At 60.0% G+C, this 15,955-nt stretch carries 13 protein-coding genes; 6 read left to right on the forward strand and 7 right to left on the reverse strand.

Features of this window, described 5'->3' with window-relative positions; all coding sequences use genetic code 11:
- Nucleotides 1-165: 165 nt before the first annotated feature.
- Together ppk1 and ppx are read left to right on the forward strand one after the other, a co-directional pair.
- Nucleotides 166-2,226, forward strand: a complete 2,061-nt coding sequence (gene ppk1, locus DG357_RS16740; protein WP_028014033.1) for a polyphosphate kinase 1 — start codon at nucleotides 166-168, stop codon at nucleotides 2,224-2,226.
- Nucleotides 2,227-2,229: 3 nt separating this feature from the next.
- The gene (ppx, locus tag DG357_RS16745) at nucleotides 2,230-3,768 is read left to right on the forward strand and encodes an exopolyphosphatase (protein WP_028014034.1); all 1,539 of its coding nucleotides are present in this window, start codon (nucleotides 2,230-2,232) and stop codon (nucleotides 3,766-3,768) included.
- A 4-nt stretch (nucleotides 3,769-3,772) separates the two neighbouring features.
- Here the strand turns inward: ppx and DG357_RS16750 are convergent, their stop codons facing one another.
- On the reverse strand, nucleotides 3,773-6,013 hold the full coding sequence (locus tag DG357_RS16750; protein WP_088204564.1) for an EAL domain-containing protein: 2,241 nt from the start codon (nucleotides 6,011-6,013) through the stop codon (nucleotides 3,773-3,775).
- A gap of 371 nt (nucleotides 6,014-6,384) precedes the next feature.
- On the opposite strand from DG357_RS16750, the gene DG357_RS16755 reads away from it, so the two are divergent.
- Nucleotides 6,385-6,555 carry a YfgG family protein gene (locus tag DG357_RS16755; RefSeq protein ID WP_023337595.1) on the forward strand — a complete coding sequence of 57 codons (171 nt, stop codon included), beginning with the start codon at nucleotides 6,385-6,387 and terminating at the stop codon, nucleotides 6,553-6,555.
- On the opposite strand, the gene DG357_RS16760 is transcribed toward DG357_RS16755, so the two are convergent.
- Nucleotides 6,552-7,442, reverse strand: coding sequence for a LysR family transcriptional regulator (locus DG357_RS16760; protein ID WP_088204563.1), 891 nt, complete (start codon nucleotides 7,440-7,442; stop codon nucleotides 6,552-6,554). The genes DG357_RS16755 and DG357_RS16760 overlap by 4 nt on opposite strands.
- A gap of 97 nt (nucleotides 7,443-7,539) precedes the next feature.
- Between DG357_RS16760 and DG357_RS16765 the strand changes: the two genes are divergently transcribed.
- The 3 genes from DG357_RS16765 to DG357_RS16775 are packed head-to-tail and all read left to right on the forward strand — an operon-like array spanning nucleotide 7,540 to nucleotide 10,041.
- A complete protein-coding gene (locus DG357_RS16765) occupies nucleotides 7,540-8,769 on the forward strand; it encodes an MFS transporter (RefSeq protein ID WP_088204562.1) in 1,230 nt (409 codons plus the stop codon).
- Between the two features lie 49 nt (nucleotides 8,770-8,818).
- Complete coding sequence (locus tag DG357_RS16770; protein WP_088204561.1) at nucleotides 8,819-9,286, forward strand: DUF6130 family protein; 468 nt, start codon at nucleotides 8,819-8,821, stop codon at nucleotides 9,284-9,286.
- An 11-nt stretch (nucleotides 9,287-9,297) separates the two neighbouring features.
- The gene (locus DG357_RS16775; RefSeq protein WP_049136743.1) at nucleotides 9,298-10,041 is read left to right on the forward strand and encodes an alpha/beta fold hydrolase; all 744 of its coding nucleotides are present in this window, start codon (nucleotides 9,298-9,300) and stop codon (nucleotides 10,039-10,041) included.
- Between the two features lie 89 nt (nucleotides 10,042-10,130).
- Here the strand turns inward: DG357_RS16775 and iolB are convergent, their stop codons facing one another.
- Genes iolB through DG357_RS16800 form a run of 5 tightly spaced genes read right to left on the reverse strand, consistent with a single transcriptional unit; the run spans nucleotide 10,131 to nucleotide 15,954 of the window.
- Complete coding sequence (iolB, locus tag DG357_RS16780) at nucleotides 10,131-10,955, reverse strand: 5-deoxy-glucuronate isomerase (RefSeq protein ID WP_088204560.1); 825 nt, start codon at nucleotides 10,953-10,955, stop codon at nucleotides 10,131-10,133.
- Between the two features lie 9 nt (nucleotides 10,956-10,964).
- On the reverse strand, nucleotides 10,965-11,855 hold the full coding sequence (gene iolE, locus DG357_RS16785; protein WP_088204559.1) for a myo-inosose-2 dehydratase: 891 nt from the start codon (nucleotides 11,853-11,855) through the stop codon (nucleotides 10,965-10,967).
- Nucleotides 11,856-11,866: 11 nt separating this feature from the next.
- Nucleotides 11,867-13,771 (reverse strand): bifunctional 5-dehydro-2-deoxygluconokinase/5-dehydro-2-deoxyphosphogluconate aldolase, encoded by a 1,905-nt coding sequence (locus DG357_RS16790; protein WP_108780342.1) that lies wholly within the window; start codon nucleotides 13,769-13,771, stop codon nucleotides 11,867-11,869.
- Nucleotides 13,772-13,783: 12 nt separating this feature from the next.
- Nucleotides 13,784-14,917 carry a Gfo/Idh/MocA family protein gene (locus DG357_RS16795; RefSeq protein ID WP_088204557.1) on the reverse strand — a complete coding sequence of 378 codons (1,134 nt, stop codon included), beginning with the start codon at nucleotides 14,915-14,917 and terminating at the stop codon, nucleotides 13,784-13,786.
- Nucleotides 14,918-14,925: 8 nt separating this feature from the next.
- Complete coding sequence (locus DG357_RS16800; protein WP_028014045.1) at nucleotides 14,926-15,954, reverse strand: ABC transporter permease; 1,029 nt, start codon at nucleotides 15,952-15,954, stop codon at nucleotides 14,926-14,928.
- Between the last annotated feature and the right edge of the window lies 1 nt (nucleotide 15,955).

A 15,955-nucleotide genomic window follows, 5' to 3' on the forward strand; every position in this document is an offset into this window, starting at 1 on the left:
GCTTCGCTTACCCGATATTCCCTCCCCCAACCCGCTAAATTCCTCAACAAAAAAAATAACTGTCATACTTTTCTGGCACTGTTGGACATATCGTGGAAATGCTCGCCATAATAAGGACGAGACGGATTTACCACGTCCTGTGATTGAACTGGAGTGTGAGCTGTAATGGGTCAGGAAAAGTTATATATCGAGAAAGAGCTAAGCTGGTTAGCATTTAACGAACGTGTACTCCAGGAAGCGGCAGACAAAAGTAACCCGCTGATCGAACGCATGCGTTTTTTAGGCATTTATTCCAACAACCTGGATGAGTTCTACAAGGTTCGCTTTGCCGAGCTGAAAAGACGCATCATCATCAGCGAAGAACAGGGCTTAAACTCGCACTCGCGGCATCTGCTGGGCAAAATCCAGTCCCGCGTGCTGAAAGCCGATCAGGAATTTGACGGCCTGTATAACGAACTGCTGCTGGAGATGGCGCGCAATCAAATCTTCCTGATTAACGAACGTCAGCTTTCCGTTAACCAACAAAACTGGCTGCGCCACTACTTTAAACAGTACCTGCGCCAGCACATTACCCCGATTCTCATCAACCGCGAAACCGATCTGGTGCAATTCCTGAAGGATGACTACACCTACCTGGCGGTGGAAATTATTCGCGGTGAATCCATCCGTTATGCCCTGCTGGAGATCCCGTCCGACAAGGTGCCGCGCTTCGTGAACCTGCCGCCGGAAACCCCGCGCAGACGCAAGCCGATGATCCTGCTGGATAACATCCTGCGCTACTGTCTGGACGACATTTTCAAAGGCTTCTTCGATTACGATGCGTTAAACGCCTACTCGATGAAGATGACCCGTGACGCCGAATATGACCTGGTGCACGAGATGGAGGCCAGCCTGATGGAGCTGATGTCCTCCAGCCTGAAACAGCGCCTGACGGCTGAGCCGGTGCGCTTTGTCTATCAGCGCGACATGCCGGACGCCATGGTGGAGATGCTGCGTGAGAAGCTGACCATTTCGCGCTATGACTCCATTGTGCCGGGGGGCCGTTACCACAACTTTAAAGACTTCATTGGCTTCCCGAACGTTGGCAAAGCCAATCTGGTGAACAAACCGCTGCCGCGCCTGCGTCATATCTGGTTCGATAAGTTCCGCAACGGATTCGACGCTATCCGCGAGCGCGACGTGCTGCTCTACTACCCGTACCACACCTTTGAACACGTGCTGGAGCTGCTGCGTCAGGCCTCGTTCGACCCGAACGTGCTGGCGATCAAAATCAACATCTACCGCGTGGCAAAAGATTCCCGCATCATCGACGCGATGATCCACGCGGCACACAACGGCAAAAAAGTCACCGTGGTGGTTGAGCTGCAGGCGCGCTTCGACGAAGAGGCGAACATTCACTGGGCGCGCCGCCTGACGGAAGCGGGCGTGCACGTGATCTTCTCCGCGCCGGGTCTGAAAATTCACGCCAAACTGTTTCTGATCTCGCGTAAAGAGGGTGATGACGTGGTGCGCTATGCCCACATCGGCACCGGGAACTTTAACGAAAAAACTGCGCGGATTTATACCGACTACTCGCTCTTAACCGCTGACGCCCGCATTACCAACGAAGTGCGCCGGGTCTTTAACTTTATCGAAAACCCGTACCGCCCGGTGAGCTTCGACTATCTGCTGGTCTCACCGCAGAACTCGCGCCGCCTGCTGTACGATATGATCGATAAAGAGATCGCCAATGCCCAGAAAGGCTTGTCGTCCGGCATCACGCTGAAGCTTAACAACCTGGTCGATAAAGGGCTGGTGGACAGGCTGTATGCGGCGTCCAGCTCCGGCGTGCCGGTTAACCTGCTGATCCGCGGCATGTGCTCGCTTATTCCGGAACTGGAAGGCATCAGCGACAATATTCGCGTTATCAGCATCGTTGACCGCTACCTGGAGCACGATAGGGTCTATATTTTCGATAATGCGGGCGATAAGCAGGTCTATCTCTCTTCGGCAGACTGGATGACGCGCAATATTGACTATCGAATTGAAGTCGCGACGCCGCTGCTGGATCCGCGTCTGAAACAGCGTATCCTCGACATTATCGAGATCCTGTTCAGCGATACGGTGAAGGCGCGCTATATCGACAAAGAACTCAGTAACCGCTACGTACCGCGCGGCAACCGCCGTAAAGTGCGGTCACAGCTGGCGATTTACGACTATATCAAATCACTCGAGCAACCCGATTAACCTATGCCGATAAATGATAAGACCCCACGCCCGCAGGAATACGCCGCGGTCGATCTTGGCTCTAACAGTTTTCACATGGTCATCGCCCGTGAGGTGGATGGCGCGCTGCAGATCATCGGTCGTCTGAAGCAGCGCGTACACCTGGCGGATGGGCTTGATGAGCGCAGCATGCTCAGCGAAGAGGCGATGGAGCGCGGTTTAAACTGCCTGTCGCTGTTTGCCGAACGCCTGCAGGGCTTCTCGCCCTCCAGCGTTTGCATCGTGGGCACCCACACGCTGCGCCAGGCGCTGAACGCGCCGGAGTTCCTCAAGCGGGCCGAAAAAGTGATCCCCTACCCGATTGAGATCATCTCCGGAAACGAGGAGGCGCGTCTGATTTTCATGGGCGTTGAACATACCCAGCCGGAAAAAGGGCGCAAGCTGGTGATCGACATCGGCGGTGGTTCTACGGAGCTGGTGATCGGCGAAGACTTTGAGCCGCGCCTGGTGGAGAGCCGTCGCATGGGCTGCGTCAGCTTCGCGCAGATGTACTTCCCCGGCGGCACCATTACCCGTGAAAACTTCCAGCGGGCGAAAATGGCTGCGATCCAGAAGCTGGAGAATCTGGCCTGGCAGTACCGCATTCAGGGCTGGAACGTGGCGCTGGGCGCGTCGGGCACCATCAAGGCGGCGCATGAAGTGCTGCTGGCGATGGGTGAAAAAGACGGTTTTATCACGCCTGAACGCCTGACCCTGCTGACCGAAGAAGTGCTGAAGCATAAAAGTTTTGACGCCCTAAGCCTGCCGGGGCTTTCCGACGAGCGTAAGGCAGTCTTCGTGCCGGGCCTGGCTATTCTCTGCGGCGTGTTTGACGCCCTGGCGATTAAAGAGCTGCGCCTTTCCGACGGCGCGCTGCGTGAGGGGGTGCTGTATGAGATGGAGGGCCGCTTCCGCCATCAGGACATTCGCAGCCGCACCGCGCAGAGCCTGGCCAACCAGTACAACATCGACCGCGAGCAGGCGAAGCGCGTCCTGGAAACCACGGTGCAGATGTACGAGCAGTGGCAGGAGCAGAACCCCAAGCTGGCGCACCCGCAGCTTGCCGCGCTGCTGAAATGGGCCGCGATGCTGCACGAGGTAGGGCTGAACATCAACCACAGCGGGATGCACCGCCATTCAGCGTATATTCTGCAAAACAGCGATCTGCCCGGCTTCAATCAGGAGCAGCAAACCATGATGGCGACCCTGGTGCGCTATCACCGTAAAGCCATCAAGCTCGACGATCTGCCGCGCTTCACGCTGTTTAAGAAAAAGCAGTTCCTGCCGCTTATTCAGCTGCTGCGCCTGGGCGTGCTGCTGAACAATCAGCGTCAGGCCACCACCACACCGCCGACGCTGAAGCTGAAAACCGACGATCACCACTGGACGCTGAGCTTCCCGCACGACTGGTTCAGCCAGAACGCGCTGGTCCTGCTGGACCTGGAAAAAGAGCAGCAGTACTGGGAAGCGGTCACCGGCTGGATGCTCAAAATCGAGGAAGATAGCGCCGACGTCGCCGCGTAACGGCTCAGGCGTCCGCCGTGGACGCCTCTGCTTCCAGCAGTGACTCAAGCGGTGCCGGTCTGCCAATCAGATAGCCCTGCACATAATCAATGCCTAGCGCGTGCACCGCGCTACGTATCTCTTCGGTCTCGACATATTCCGCCACCACCAGCATCTTCTTCATGCGAGCCAGATGACAGATAGAGGCCACAATCTGGTAATCCAGACTGTTGTTGACGATATTGCGGATGAAATCGCCGTCGATTTTGAGAATGTCCGCATCCACGCTTTTCAGCCGCGCATAGCTCGCATAGCCGGTACCAAAATCATCGATCGCAATGCGTACCCCCATTTTCTGCAGCTGCCGAAGGATGTGGAGCCCCTGCTCCGCGTTGCAGAAGGTGCTGCACTCCGTCACTTCAAAGATCAGCTGCCACGGCTCAATGGCATATTTCGCCAGCAGGCGACTCACCTCAAGCGGGAACTGCACCCGACACACCGTTGAAGGGGCCAGATTAATGGCAAAGCGCTGGCCGGGCAGCCGTTCGCGATGCGCGGCGAGGAAGCGCAGCGTATGCTCCAGCACCCACAAATCCACCCGCGAAGAGAGGCCAAACTCCTGGGCTATCGGCAGGAATTGTTCAGGGGAGATCAACAGCCCGTTTGCATCAGTCATCCGCAGCAAGACCTCATGATACCTATCGCCACGCAGGCCGCGTACGGGCTGAACGAGCAGCGTGAATGCGTTGTTATCCAGCGCACGCTGCAGGCGACTCATCACCACGACTTTATCCTTCAGGCTGCGCTGCAGATGGACGGCGCCGCGCTGCTGAAGATTTTCCGGGTGGTTAGAGGAGAGCGACAGATCGGCCACCACCCCCAGCTCACCCAGCACCAGATAGAGGTGGTTAACCGGCGAACGCACATAGCAGTAGCTCACCCCCACCTGCGGCTGCAGCGGCATGCCGTCCCAGACAAAGCGGAACTGCTTGATGTGCTCGTCCAGGGTTTCAATCCGCTGCTGGTGCGATTCGGCATTTAGGCGAACCGCCATGTCACAGCCCGTCAGGTGATAGACCTGCTCATTGGGCTGGAGCGTGCCGTTAACCCATTGCGCCAGCTGCTGTTTGTACTGAATGCGCAGTAACACGCCATAGTTACGGCCCAGAATTTCAAGCTCCGGAACGCGGAGTAAACAGAGCGCCGACCACGGGTTTTTTGCCAGATCTCGCGAAAGCGCCCGCAGGTTAGGCATATGCAGAACCGGGTCGAGCAGCGCCAGCCTGCGGGAGCGTTTGTTCACCGCCCGCTGCCGGGTCGCCAGCATCGACATGTAAATCACCACAAACGAGAAGACCAGATAGCTGGAAGAGGTGATTGCCAGCTGAATGTCGTACCCCTGGTTCACGGGGATATAGCGGTAAAAATAGTGAATAGACACCAGCAGTATCGGGATCCAGATAAGCGAAATCAGCTTATAGCCAAAGCGCATCGCCCCCCAGAGCATCACCGGCATCAGCAGCGACAGGGTGTAGTTAGTGGTGAAAATCGAACTGTTTTCATTCATCGGCAGCAGCAGGAGCGAAAGCAGCCCGGCAAGCGCAATGGCCCAAATCAGAAACTCAGCGCGCGTCACCTTTTTGTCTATCTGGGTACGGATCTGCGAGATGAGGCTTTTGAGATAGCGCGGATGACGAATCAGACGGATCAGCAGATAACTTAACGGCACGCCCGTCAGACCGCTGACCAGCAAGGCCTGATAGTTGATCAGCGTGCGAATGTTGAGGGGGTTAAGCCCTGCCAGGCTCTGGCGACTCTCATACACGCCCAGATACACCGCAAACTGGAACAACAGCAGAAACAGCGTCGCGGGGCAGAAGGCCTGCCAGAAGATGCGCTGCGCCATCAACCGTACGTCGCCATACGCCGTCATATTGCGTCTGGGCGCAAACACCCGGTAGCCGCCCCAGCTAAGCACTATAGGGACAATAAAATGGAGCACGCCGGCGACGGTTTCAAACATCCCGACCGACGGGTAATAGCGGATAAACAGCGACAACACGATCCCGGGAAGGGCTTCCAGACCAAAAAACATCATCAGCGAAAGCAAAAACGAGAGCGGTAAATAATAAAGTGCCGCTATCCCGTCGCCCAGGTGCGTGAACGTATTCGCCACGCTCAGTACGGGAAGTAAAACCACCGGTAAAATAAGCGGCAATACCCACCAGCGGTGTTGATTCTTTTTCAGGAAAGCAAAAATGTTCATAGATGCCCGGTTAAACCCCTTTTTCTCCAGAAGGAAAATAATGACAGGCATCCAACCTGACCTGGCGCAGCCCGGCGACGTGCGGGGCGAACGGTATGGAGGAGGGATTTTAAATATCAGGGCCGGGAATCCGTTGACATAAATCAAACTATTTTACGCAAATAAGCTTTGCACCGCTTTTTTTTGAAATAATTTTCTTCATATTATCAATATGGTAAATGCAAATATTAATTTCAATAACAATAATTAATGTAAACGTTGACGGTTATTTACACATGACGGAATTGACCCTCTCTTTCCGCTGTGCCTTAATATCCCCGTCGCCCAGAAGGGCATGCCCAGGAAAAAGAAGAGTGAGTCAGGCCACGCGTATGCGCAAACGACACCGTTTTAACACCCGGATGACCCGCATTATACTGCTCATCAGCTTTCTGTTTTTCTTTGGCCGCTTCGTTTACTCTTCCATCGGCGCCTGGTATCACCATCAGGACAAAATCCAGTCGCAGCAGTCCAGCCTGAACGTCGACGCCGCTGACCGCTAGCCCTGCGATGGGTTTTGCACCAGCCGAATAATCCCCGCGATCCCTTTGCTGAGGATCTTGTCCTGCCGCATCACGATGGCGAGCTGTCGCTGCAGCACGGGCGTGAGCGACATGACGCAGAGCCCTTCACGGTCAGCATCATGCTCAACCGCCATTCGCGGAACGATACTGTAGCCGAGCCCCACTCGAACCATACGCTTAATCGCCTCAATGCTGCCAAGCTGCATCACCGGCGCGATCGCTAACCCATTGGCCGCAAACCAGCCATCAATGAGCGCCCGGGTACCGCTGCCAGACTCAAAGGCGATCAGCGGCTGAGCATGGAGCGCCTCCGGGGTTAACTCCCTGAAAGCATCCTGCTGTTCCCGCGACGCGATAAAAACAAACTCCTCGTCCATCACCGGCATAACGTCCAGCGCTCTGCCGCTGACCGGCAGCGTCAACAGCCCCATATCGAGACGGTTCTCTTCGATGGCCCTGACGATGTCGAGGGTGTTGCCCGTTGTTACGCCCACCCGCAGGAGCGGATAGTCGCGGCGCAGCTGCTCCAGCAGGGGCGGCAGAAGATGGATACAGGCCGTCGCCCCCGTGCCAAGGGTAATGGTCCCGCTGACATCGTGGCTGAACGCGCTCACGGACCGCAGGGTTTCGTCCACAACCTGCTGAATGCGCTCTCCGTGCACCAGCAGTGACTCTCCGGCCGCTGTGGCCTTAATGCCCCGCCCGGTACGCTCCACCAGCCGCGTTTGCAGAAACTGCTCCAGCTGACGTATTTGCAGACTAACGGCGGGCTGGGAAATGCCCAGCAGATCCGCCGCCGCCGAAAAGCTGCCGCGCTGGATCACCAGACGGAACGTCGCGAGATAGCCAAGGTTAAGCGTCGTCATTCAAAGTTTCTCTTATACAGCGCATAAGGTTGCAGGCCTGCCAGCACAATACCGCGCTCGCTATGCTCAGGACAACTGCATAACGGAATGAAAAACAATGGAAACACCTGCCCTGCCTCGTCGCCTTGCCCTTACTGCCGGATGTAATCAGCTTATCAACTGGGGGATCTCGTTTTATCTGCCCGGCACCTTTGCGCGGGCCATTTCAGCCGACCGGGGATGGTCAGCGTCGCAGATTTACCTCGGCCTGACGCTGGCGATGCTGGTGATGGCGGCGGTCTCCCCTTTTGTCGCCCGCCTGCTGGCACGCTTTGGCGGGCAGAAAGTGGTGATGGTCGGAACGCTGCTGATCGCCGCAAGCTGCGCCGGTATGGCGTATACCCGGACGCTGTCTGGCTGGTACGGCGCCTGGCTACTGTGCGGCATCGGGATGCGTCTGTCGCTGTATGACGCACTGTTCGCCGCGCTGGTTAATCTATATGGTCAGCAGGCACGCGGGACGATCTCACGTATTACGCTGATGGGCGGGCTGGCGTCTGCCGTCTTCTGGCCGCTGGGCGATGGCCTGCTTCACATCATGAGCTGGCAGGACGCGTTACGCATTTATGCCCTGCTTGGCCTGCTGAGCGCAGTGCTGATCCGCACGCTTCCCCGGCAGCGGCTGACGGAAAACACAAAGGCCATCGCGCCGCCCCTGCGCAACGAGCGGCGTAACGCCTGGCTTTATGCGGCCTTCATCGCCCTTATCACCTTTGTCTCTAACGGCACCTCCACCCATCTGCCGGAGTTTATTGCCCACTTTGGCCTTCCGGTCGCCATCGGCATGCTGTGGGGGATCGGCCAGACGGGCGCGCGCTCGCTGGAGGTGCTGGCAGGCGGCCGCTTAACCCCCTTCAAACTCACGCTCTTCACCGCCCTCGCCATGCCGCTGTGTTTTCTTGTGGGAATAAGCAGCACCCTGTTTGTCTGGTGCGCGGCCGGGTTTGTGCTGGGCTACGGTGCCATCAACGGGCTGGTCACCATAGTAAAAGCCACGCTGCCACTGGAGCTGTTTAGCACGGAAAGCTATGCCCGCCGCACGGGTATGCTGCTTATCCCGGGCCAGCTGATGGCCGCAGCCGCACCGTTTGCCTATGCGTGGCTGAACAAAACGCTGGGGATCGCGGGTGCAATGGGAGTGTCGACGGGGTTAACGCTGGTGATTGCCAGGCTGTCGATAGCGATCGTGCGCCATCCCGGTAGGCAAACTGTATCGCACTGTATCCCGCGCGACGCGCTGACAAACGGGTACAAAACGCCCCCTCCGGCAAATATCTCCGATACATAAAAATGGTTTTCTTTCCCTGTCGTCATTCAGAACTGATGAGGAGAGAACCATGATTCGTCGTTACGCAATTTTACCCCTGTTCGTCCTGGCCTCTGTAACACATGCCCAGGCCACGCCGCTGGACAACCTGAGCGCCGCGGACGTTAACGGCCCCGCCGCCGTTGCCCCGCTGGCGCAGCCGCAACCGCCTGCAAAACTGATCGTCGATCCGCCGCTTGCCGGGCCACTGAGCAAAGGCGCGGTGTTTATCCAGTACCGGGCCGAAAACCTGCGCATCGAGCCGGTATTCGGCCCCGAGGCGCTCAAGGTGACCCCGCGCATCGGGCACATTCACGTGGTGGTGGACGGCGCGCCGTGGCACTGGGCTGACGCCAGCGGCGAGCCGGTGATCCTTGTGGGGCTGCCCGCCGGCAAGCACAAGGTAACGATCATCCTGGCTGACCCGACGCACAAGCCGCTCGACCACAAAACCATTGAATTCACCGTCCCGCCCCACGCGGCGATCCACCATTTTTAAGGAGTCTGATCATGAAAGCACTGTCTGTACTGACGGCGGGCCTGCTGGCGCTTTCTGCCAGCGCCTTCGCGGAAAATAAAACCAGCGTCGTGCTGGTGCACGGCGCGTTTGCCGACGGGAGCAGCTGGAATAAGGTGATAACCCTTCTGCAGAAACAACACGCAGAGGTCATTGCCGTCCAGCTCCCGCTCACCTCGCTTAAGGATGATGTTGCCGCCACAAAACGGGCCATCGCCCGGGCGCACGGCGACGTGGTGCTGGTAGGCCACTCCTGGGGCGGCACCGTGATTAGCGAGGCGGGCAACGATGCACGGGTAAAATCGCTGGTCTATGTGGCGGCGTTCGCGCCGGATTCCGGCCAGTCGACAGCGGATCTGGCAGGTAGCTTCCCTCCGCCGCCGGGCAGCGCGGGCATCGCTAAAACGGCGGACGGCTATTTATACCTGCCGACGGAAGCCGTCAGGAAGGACTTCGCGCCTGACGTGAAGCCGGGTGAACAAAACGCTATCGCGGCCACGCAGGGGCCGATTAAAGCCGATGCGTTTGGTGAAAAGGTGACTCACGCGGCGTGGCATGATAAACCGAGCTGGTTTGTGGTCAGCAAGCATGACCGGATGATCAACCCCGACCTGGAACGTGCGATGGCGAAGGCGATACATGCGAAAACCACCGAGGTGGCCGCGAGCCACGTGTCGATGGTGAGTCAGCCGGAGGCCATCGCCCGGACGATTGAGCAGGCGAGGCGGACGCACTGAGGACAATTCGCCCGGCGGCGCTACGCTTGCACGAACCTACGATTTCGTAGGCCGGGTAAGCGCAGCGCCTCCCGACAAGAAAGGCCGTCTCAGCCCCCCCTCTCTGCGGGATAATCGCGATTAATCCACGCGTGGTCCTCTTCCCAGGTGAACATCCATTTGCGCACCGGACCGGCCATCACGTTGAGGTAGTAGCTGTCATACCCCGCTATCGTCGCCACCGGGTGATACCCCTTCGGCACCATCACCACGTCACGGTTGTAGACCGCCATACACTCATCCAGCGTTCTGTCGTCAGTGTAGACGCGCTGCATGCAGAACCCCTGCTCCGGGTTGAGGCGATGATAGTAGGTCTCCTCCAGGTAGGTCTCCTGCGGCGGGTTATCCGTGTCATGCTTGTGGCTCGGGTACGAGCTGGTACAGCCCTCGTTAGTCCAGACCTCCACCACCAGCAGGCTGTCGGCGGGCTTGTCTTCCGGCAGGATGTTGTGCACGTAGCGCTGGTTGTGCCCCTTGCCGCGCGCTTCAGCGTCGATATCCTGCGGGGCAATCAGCCGCGTCGGGTACGAGCCCTTGCCCGGCGCGGCGCAGACCGCCAGCTCCAGCGCCGTCAGCGCCTTCACCTGCACCGTCTCCTGCGGGGTGACGTATACCGCCCACGGTTTGATGCGCTCGAAGGGGCTCATCCGCTCGCCGATATCGTTAAACTGCGCGGAAGGAGTGGTGATAGAGGCGCGCCCGGCGACCAGCACCAGGCAGCGTTCTTCCCTGACGGCGGGCAGCGTCAGCGTCTGCCCCTCCTGCAGCTCATACGCCTCAAACCCGACGTACCCCCACCCTGCGCGTTCCGGGGTGACGGACTGAGTGCGCCCCTCCGCGTTCGGCTGCTGCCAGCGTGATAACAGACGTGACATGTCACCTCCTCAAATAAGCCCGGCGTCGCGCGCCAGGCGGCTCAGGTTGTTATACCCCAGACGAGCGTAGGTCAGCGGATGGGCAATCGCCGGATCCTGCTCGGCCTCCACCACCAGCCAGCCGCGATAGTCCTGCGCCTTCAGCAGACTCATGATCGGCGGGTAATCGACGCAGCCGTCGCCCGGCACGGTAAACACGCCGCTCAGCACCGCATCGAGGAAGCTGGTTTTGCGGTTTTTCACGTCCGCCAGCACGTCGGCGCGCACGTCTTTGCAGTGAACGTGGTTGATGCGCGACGCCCAGCGCTGCGCCACCGCCAGCGGATCGGCCCCGGCAAAGGTCAGGTGACCGGTGTCCAGCAGCAGTCCCACCGCCTCTCCGGTGTGGGTCATCAGGTTGTCCACGTCGTCGGCGGACTCAATCACCGTGCCCATATGATGATGGTAAGCAATCTGGACTCCCTGCTGCTGCGTGTAGCGGGCAAATTCGGTGAGCTTCTCGCCGTACTCCTTCCAGCGCGCCTGAGGGAAGCGCGGACGCAGATGCACCGGGGTCTGCTGCTCGCCGTGAATGCAGCCGCTCACTTCCGCAAAGACCAGCACCTTCGCCCCCAGCTCGCGCAGCAGCGTCAGGTGCGGCTGCACGGCGGCGATCTCCGCCTCCACGCTGCGCTCCAGCAGGCGGCCGGAGTACCAGCCGGAGACCAGCTGCAGGTCGTGGCGCTGCAAAATCGGGCCAAGCAGGCGCGCTTCGCGCGGGAATTTGTTGCCCAGCTCGAAACCAGCAAAACCGGCCTCTTTCCCTTCGCTCAGGCAGGTCTCCAGCGAGGTTTCCGCGCCGAGGGAAGGCAGATCGTCGTTCGTCCACGTCAGCGGGTTAATGCCTAATTGCACATTCATTGTTATCTCCATTATGCGTGTCCGCGCTCGCGCCACCAGGCGATAAGCTGCAGGTAGTTGTCCCGGATGCGCGCTACCAGCTGCGCATCGTCAATATCGTGCTTCAGCCACGCGCGGGAGGCGTCGCCAAACAGCGTGCGCCCCACGGCGAAGCCTTTAACCAGCGGCTGCCCCGCTGCGGCCTTGAAGCCCGCGCGCAGCTGTTCCGCCGGAGCGTCCAGACCGAGGATCACCACCCCGCGGCAGTGCGGGTCCCGGCGTTCGATAATCTCGCCGAGCGCCGTCCAGCCGTCGGCGGAAAGCGGCGGCAGCTTCCACCAGTCCGGGTAAATGCCCAGGTTGTAGAAGCGGGAAATGGCGCGCAGGTAGAGCTCGTCGCTGCGCGGCATGCTGGCGGGCAGGATCACCTCCAGCAGCAGCTCGTGCCCGGACCGGCAGCAGGCGTGGTACACCTCAGCGATTTTCTGCTCCTGCTCCAGGCGCAGGCCGTGGGCGTCTTCCGGGTGGAAGAAGACCAGGCACTTCACCACGTGCTCCTGCGGCCAGCTGATAAGCTGGGTGCCGATATTGCCGTGCTCCATCTCCAGCGGCCGGGAGCCCGGCAGCTCAATGGGGCGACCAATCCACCACCCTTCCCCGGTGATCGCGTTCAGCGCGTCCTGACCAAAGGTGCCGTCGCACAGCAGGCCGGCTTTGCCCTCCAGCCCGGCGCGGCTCGCCGCCTCGCGGCTGGCCTGCAGGATCAGCTGCTTCAGCGCCGGAATGCGCTTAAGCGACGCACCGCACTGCATCGCCATATCCTCAAGCTGGCTGCGGTGATCGAAGGCCATCACGCACAGCTCCGGCCACTCGCGGCGGCGCGTGGTGACCCGGTGCAGATGATTAAGACGCGGGTCAAGATCCGGGCGCGGCACAACCGCAGCGCGGGAGAGATAGTCATCCAGCTCGATTTTGCTCGGCATCGCCGGGGCGCAGCCGTGGCGCGAGACCACCAGCGCGCCGCAGGCATTGGCGTAGCGGCACGCCTGCTCCCAGCCCTCGTCGTTCAGGTAGCCGCGCAGCAGGCCGGACATAAACGCGTCCCCCGCCCCGAGAACGTTCAGCACCTCCACGCGCACGCCGGTCACCGTCAGGCCGTCGTCCAGCCGGGACGGAATGGCGTCGGTATAGACCGAGCAGCCCAGCGCGCCGCGCTTGCAGACCAGCGTTGCGTGACTCACGTCGCGCACCTGCCCCAGCGCCTGCAGGGTATCCGTGCTGCCGCCCGCAATGTGGAACTCCTCTTCGGTGCCGACAATGACGTCGAAAAGGTGCAGTACCTCCTGCAGCTCGCGGGTGACCTGGTCGGCGGCGATAAAGCGCGTTTCGCCGTCGCCTAAGGAGGTGAGCCCCCACAGCACCGGACGGTAGTCGATGTCCAGCACCGTGCGCACGCCGTGACGGCGGGCATAGCCCAGCGCCGTCAGCACCGCCTCGCGGGTCTGCGGATGAGAAAGATGGGTCCCGGTGATGGCAAGACAACGTGCCGAGGCAATGTAGCTTTCGTCCACATCGCTGGCGGTAATCGCCATATCCGCGCAGTTATCGCGATAAAAAATCAGAGGAAAGGTGTCCCGGTCTTTAATGCCGAGTAGCACCAGCGCCGTGAGGCGCTCTTTATCGGTAATCAGATGGCTGGTATCGCAGCCTACCTGGTTGAGCTCTTCGCGCAGGAAGCGGCCCATATGTTCATCGCCGACGCGCGCCAGCATCGACGAGCGCAGGCCCTGGCGCGCGGTGCCGTACGCCACGTTGCCGGAGGATCCGCCAAGGTATTTGGCGAAGCTCGACACGTCCTCCAGGCGGGCACCAATCTGCTGACTATAGAGGTCTACCGCCACGCGGCCCATGCATATCACATCAAACTGCTTTTCCACGTTGATACCTCATCAGACAATGTCGTTCACGTTCAGCCAGCGGCCTTCCCGGTGCGAGAGCGCAATCGCGTCCAGCACGCGCGACACCTTCCAGCCCTCTTCGAAGTCCGGCCACATCGGCGCGTCGGCGGCAATCCCGTCCACCAGATCGCGCACCTCCACCGTTTTTTGATCGTTAAAGCCAATTCCGTGGCCTGCGCCCATGCAGAACGCGGCGTAGTCCGGGTGCGCCGGGCCGACGAGCAGCGTGCGGAACCCCTGACGGTTCACCGGATCGTCATGCAGATAGAGCTTTAGCTCCGCCATGCGCTCCTGAGTGAAGCTGATGGCGCCCTTCGTCCCGGTGATCACGTACGAGAGCCCCATCTTGCGGCCGCAGGCGACGCGGGAGGTTTCAATGACACCCTGCGCCCCGCCCGCGAAGCGCACCATCGCGTGGGCCTGATCCTCGTTTTCCACCGCAATCATCTCTGACGATCCGGCCTTCGCCGGGCGCGCCGGGACCACGATCTTCAGATCGCCGCAGACCTGCTCGATATCGCCCACCAGGTACTGAGCCATATTGACGATATGCGCCGCGAGGTCGCCCAGCGCGCCCAGCCCGGCGGTCTCTTTAAAGCAGTGCCAGTGGATGGGCGACAGCGGGTCGGCCATATAGTCTTCGTTGTGGGTGCCGTAGAAGTGGATCACCTCGCCAATCTCGCCGCGGGCGATAATCTCCTTCGCCAGCTGCGCCGTCGGGTTCTTCATGTAGTTGAACCCCACCAGCGTTTTCACCCCGGCCCGCTTCGCGGCGTCGACCATCTCGCGCGCATCATGGGCGTTGAGCGCCAGAGGCTTCTCCGAGTAGACGTGTTTGCCGTGGCGGATCGCCTCCAGCGCCATCTCTTTATGCAGGTGGTTGGGTGAGCAAATATCCACCACGTCAATGGCCGGGTCGGCCACCAGTGCCCGCCAGTCTCCCGTTGAACGGTTAAAGCCAAACGCCTGCGCGCGCTCTGCCGCCAGCTCCGGCGTGACTTCCGCCACCATCTCGCGCACCAGCCTGCCGCGCAGGTTGAACACCGTCGGGGCCTGGGCATAGGCGATAGCGTGCGCCTTGCCGATATACCCGGTGCCAATCAATCCAATACGAACCTCTTTCATCACGATCCTCACAGTGCGCCGCGACGGCTCTTGGCGTAGGTATCAAACGCCACCGCCAGAACGATAATTAACCCGGTGATAATCTGCTGGTAGTAAGCCGAGACGTTCATCAGCACCAGACCGTTAATCAGAATACCCATGATGATGGAGCCGATAATGGTGCCGCCGATGCGCCCGTAGCCGCCCATCAGCGAGGTACCGCCAATCACCACCGAGGCGATGACGCGCAGCTCAAAGGAGATCCCGGCCACCGCCTCGGCGCTCCCCAGACGCGCGCTCAGGATGAAGCCCGCCAGCCCGGCCAGACAGCCGATCAGCACGTAGACGCTGACGAGCACGCGCTTGACGTTCACCCCTGCCAGGCGCGCCGCCTCCGGGTTGCCGCCGATGGCGTAGACGAAGCGGCCCCAGCGGGTTTTATGCAGCGCCAGATAGCCGCCGACGGCGACGATGGCGAAGATCCAGATCGGAATGGAGATGCCGAGCAACTCCCCGCGTCCCCACCAGCGGTAGCCAGGGTCGAAACCGGCAATCGGCGCGCCGTCGTTGATCACCAGGGTCAGGCCGCGCCAGATGGTCATCCCGCCGAGGGTGACGATAAACGGCGGCAGACGCAGGCGGGTGACGCCCAGGCCGTGCAGGAAGCCAATCGCCGTGCCCATCGCCAGACAAATCCCCAGCCCGATCAGCCAGCTCATGCCGCCCCAGGCGTTCGGGTCGACGGTGGTGAAGTTATCGCCCTTAATGACGTACGCCGCGGTCATGGCGCACACCGCCAGAATGGAGCCCACGGAGAGGTCGATCCCGGCGGTCAGAATGACGAAGGTCATCCCCACGGCCATGATCCCGTAGATGGAGACTTCGGTCAGGATGTTGAAAATGTTGCGTTCAGAGAAAAAGTTACTGTTCTGCGACTGGAAGAAGATCAGCAGCAGGATCATGAAAATCAACACCCCGAAGCGCTCGAAGAAGGCGATGGGATCGATGCGTCCGGCGCGTTTGACCGGGGCCTGCGTTTTAGAAATCATCTGCGTCATG

The organism is Enterobacter bugandensis, from assembly GCF_900324475.1.
GTDB classification, from domain to species: Bacteria; Pseudomonadota; Gammaproteobacteria; order Enterobacterales; family Enterobacteriaceae; genus Enterobacter; species Enterobacter bugandensis.